The sequence below is a fragment of the Pseudoalteromonas sp. SR45-5 genome, from assembly GCF_014163565.1.
Taxonomy (GTDB): domain Bacteria; phylum Pseudomonadota; class Gammaproteobacteria; order Enterobacterales; family Alteromonadaceae; genus Pseudoalteromonas; species Pseudoalteromonas distincta.
Genome location: NZ_JACJDN010000367.1, coordinates 1 through 4,045, shown reverse-complemented (window position 1 = coordinate 4,045; position 4,045 = coordinate 1). Strand labels below are relative to the sequence as shown.

At 33.6% G+C, this 4,045-nt stretch carries 3 protein-coding genes; all 3 read left to right on the top strand.

Features of this window, described 5'->3' with window-relative positions; translation table 11 throughout:
• On the top strand, window positions 1-1,473 hold a 1,473-nt coding region (locus H5072_RS21220; RefSeq protein ID WP_259395950.1), incomplete at its 5' end, for an McrB family protein.
• On the top strand, window positions 1,473-2,789 hold the full coding sequence (locus tag H5072_RS13405; RefSeq protein WP_182693802.1) for an McrC family protein: 1,317 nt from the start codon (window positions 1,473-1,475) through the stop codon (window positions 2,787-2,789). The genes H5072_RS21220 and H5072_RS13405, both read left to right, overlap by 1 nt.
• Before the next feature lie 26 nt (window positions 2,790-2,815).
• Window positions 2,816-3,832, top strand: a complete 1,017-nt coding sequence (locus H5072_RS13400) for a hypothetical protein (RefSeq protein ID WP_182693801.1) — start codon at window positions 2,816-2,818, stop codon at window positions 3,830-3,832.
• Window positions 3,833-4,045 lie beyond the last annotated feature (213 nt).

Sequence of the window (4,045 nt, the reverse complement as noted above, 5' to 3'; positions counted from 1 at the left end):
AAAAATAGTGAATTAGAAGCTCCCCCTATAAATGAACCTGTTGAATTAGCACCACTTAATTCTATTTTATATGGCCCACCAGGGACTGGGAAAACATTTAATACCGTTAAGCTAGCCGTTGATGCAGTTGATCCTTATTTTGCTCAAAAAGTAGAAAATGACCAGGACTTAAGAGCAACTTATAAAGAGTATTACGAAGAGCTTAAGCAAGATGGTCAAATTAGATTTTTAACATTCCATCAGAGTTTTGGTTATGAAGAGTTTGTTGAAGGGCTTAAAGCATCTAGCGATAACGGCAGTATTTCCTATGATGTTGAAGATGGCGTATTTAAACAAATTGTAATTGAAGCAACTAAATATCGAACCTTTCAAGAATCAACCACAAAACATAGCTTTGATAGTTGTTGGGAAGCATTTTGCGCCGAATTAGCTGAGAGAGAATTTGTTGAAGTTCCAATGTCTAAGGCGTCATTTAAAGTAATCGATTTTAATGACAAGCGAATATTCTTCGAAAAACAGGGGGGTAGTAAAGATCATACTCTGAGTATAAATACTTTAAGAGCGATTTTTAATGGTGAGCGAGAATACAAATCTGGGCTAGGTGTTTATTATCGGCCTCTAGTTTCGTACTTAAAGGATTTAGTTTCACCCACTGAGTCAAATAATATTGAACGCAAAAACTTTGTTTTAATTATAGATGAAATAAATCGAGGCAATATTTCAAAAATATTTGGCGAACTAATTACACTTATTGAGCCTTCGAAAAGACTTGGTAAAAACGAAAAGTTAGATACTGTTTTGCCATACTCGGGTGACGTGTTTTCAGTCCCTGATAACCTTTATATTATTGGCACGATGAACACGGCTGATAGGTCGTTAGCAATGATGGATACTGCATTGCGTCGCCGTTTTGATTTTATAGAAATGATGCCACAGCCTGAGTTGTTTAAAGACAAAGTGGTTAAAGGGATTCACCTAGAACAGCTACTTAAAACAATGAATAAGCGGATCGAAGTGCTATATGACAGAGAGCATACATTAGGGCATGCTTTTTTAATTCCTGTTTTAGACGCTTTAAATAGTGACGATAATACTGAAGAAAAAGCCTTTAGTGAACTTAAAAACACGTTTAAAAATAAAATCATACCGTTACTTGAAGAGTATTTTTTTGAAGACTGGAATAAAATTCGCTTAGTTTTAGGTGACAACCGAAAAGACAAAGATGGATTTCAACAATATATTTTTGTGGAATCGAAAAACGAAAAATATACTGATATTTTTGGTGAAAATCATGGCTTAGAGACCTACGAAGACACAAAAACAACTTTCACTTTAGCTGATTTTAATGCTCATGGTTCAGTATGGAATAACCCGACAGCCTATCAAGCTATTTATGACGATAAAATGCTTAATAGCTTAGTGGATACAAGCAATACCAAAGAAAACGAAGATACAGCTTCGAGTGCTCAGTAATGCCGGAAGTAAAAAAGCAAACTACTGTTTTTGAGTTTGGGTATTTGGGCTTTTGTGAAAAAGCTCAAATGTCTAGTCGGGTAGAGGTTATTCCACAAAGTGCATATGACTATTTAAAAAGCTTATGTTTATGTGATGACTCAGAAAGTCGATTTATGCGCTTAAGACAAGTTGATAACTGTGAGGTATTACAAGTTAAAAACTATGCAGGTGTGATTTTTACTCCCGATGGAACCCAAATAGAAGTATTACCTAAAGTAGCTAAATATAGTGATGACAGTGCCTCGCGCGCGTCATTACTAATGATGCTTAAATCAGTTAAGCAGTTTAGGCACTTACAAACCAATAACGCTAATTTAGCTGAAAATAAAATACCTTTACTAGAGGTTTTTATTAGTCAGTTTTTAGCCTCTGTAAATACCTTAATAAAGCGTGGGTTTAAAAGTGACTATGTACTAAAAGAAGATAACGTTGCCTTTTTAAAAGGTAAGCTTTTGGTAGGTAAACAAGTTAAGCATAACTTTATTAATAAACATAAGTTTTATGTTGAGTACGAAGAGTATTTACAAAATAGGCCGATTAACCGGTTAATACACACGGCACTTGTAAAGGTTAAAGGCTATAGCCGTAGTGCTAATAACCAAAAACTACTGCAAGAGCTGTTATTTGCTTTTGCAGACATACCACTAAGTAATAATGTAAAAAATGACTTTGCCAGCGTTAAGCTAGATAGAGGAATGAAGTATTACGAAGCCCCACTGGCGTGGACAAAGCTAATTATTGATGGGTTTTCTCCGTTAACTTTGCAGGGCAAGAGCAATGCATTTTCGTTGTTGTTTCCTATGGAAGCGGTGTTTGAAAGTTATGTAGCTCAGTATTTAAAAAACCATATTACGGGCTTTGGTGAGGTGTCTGCTCAGGTGAGTACTAAGTCTTTAGTTGGTTATGGTAATACACCTTATTTTTTACTAAAACCGGACTTATATATCTCACGCAAAGGTGATACTGATAAAAATCATGACATTGTGCTTGATACAAAATGGAAATTAATAAATGAGAAAAACTCTAAACGAAAAGACAAGTTTGGGCTTTCTCAGGCCGATTTTTATCAAATGCTTGGATATGGTCATACTTACTTAAATGGTAAGGGGAGTTTAGTTCTTATTTACCCAAAAACAGACGTGTTTAGCAGTGCATTCCCGCATAGTTTTAATTACAAAGACGGAAAATTGAAGCTGTGGGTTGTGCCTTTTGATATACAAGCTAAGTGTGAAAAAAGAATAGATTTGAGCTGTTTAAATATCGGTCTTATTTAATATTAACGTTGCGAGTGGAGCAGTCGATGCAACCAATAGAAGAAATGATCAAAGAGTTGAGAGTACATGACTTAGATAACGTTGGTTGCAGCAATGTGGGAACTTTGTATTGGAATTACAAAAATAACCCAACAGTTAGAAACCTAAGCATATTAAATAAGTTTGGTAACGTTGCTAACAATACATTATTTCAAAGCAATGAAACTTGGTTAATAGATTTACTTGATAATAAAGATAAAGTTTATACTAAAACATTAATTAATGAGCTAGGTTTAAAAGATGTTATCAGTCAACTAACAGTTAGATTTGAAGATCAACAAAGCAAAATAAATCAATTAGAAAGTAAACTTATAGACGTTAAATCTGAAGCTGATTTTTTTAAGAGCTTAGATATTGCGTCAATTATTAGTAATGATAAAAAATTTATAGAAATAGACATTACAGAAGAGTTTATTGAACTTAATTTTACTTTTGTTAGGCCTTACGTCAGAGCAGTTAAAGTTAGACAGCAAAATGCTAAGCATGAATTAGTATTAGAGCTAAATTCAGGCGTTGAGTTAACAGAAGAGATAAACATTCAAGCAATGTTTAAGCGACCCTTTCAAAGTCAGGTGAAAATGTCGGCTTATGTGTACCAGCATTTACTCTGTCTCCGTGATGTATTTTTTAGCTTAGTTAAAAATCATCAGCATGCACTTGAACCACTTAATAAGTTAGCACCAGACTTTATAGATGCAGTATTAAATAACGATATAGTTATTGAAGGCAGGCACACATTTGAACTCTGTAGGTATTTAGGTGTGCTATTTGAGGTGGATTCTAGTGAGTTTCTCAAATGTATAAACGAAGTGAATAAAAGCCAATATATTCAGGTTGTAGTTAATAATAAGATTGAAGTGAATTTAATTGATTTTACAAACTCACTCTCAATTTATAGTGCAGATATCGGTCCTGGGGTAATTGGCGAGTTAAGTGTGTTTAATATGGCTCTTTATCAAGCCGTTCACACTTTAAGCAGAACACAAATTTACGAAAGGACATAACGAATAAATAAACTTATATCTATAGCTCATTGAATGGTAATTCTATTTACATAAAAGTAATTTAATTACCATTTTACAATGTAATTGTATGTTTAAGTCTATATAAAACAGTGCTTTATACTTTGGCATTAAGCTTGTAATAGTTTATTTGTATTTAACTATTATAAGGCTTAGCCATGACTTCTAAAATTATCCTTAATGCAAACGATTCAA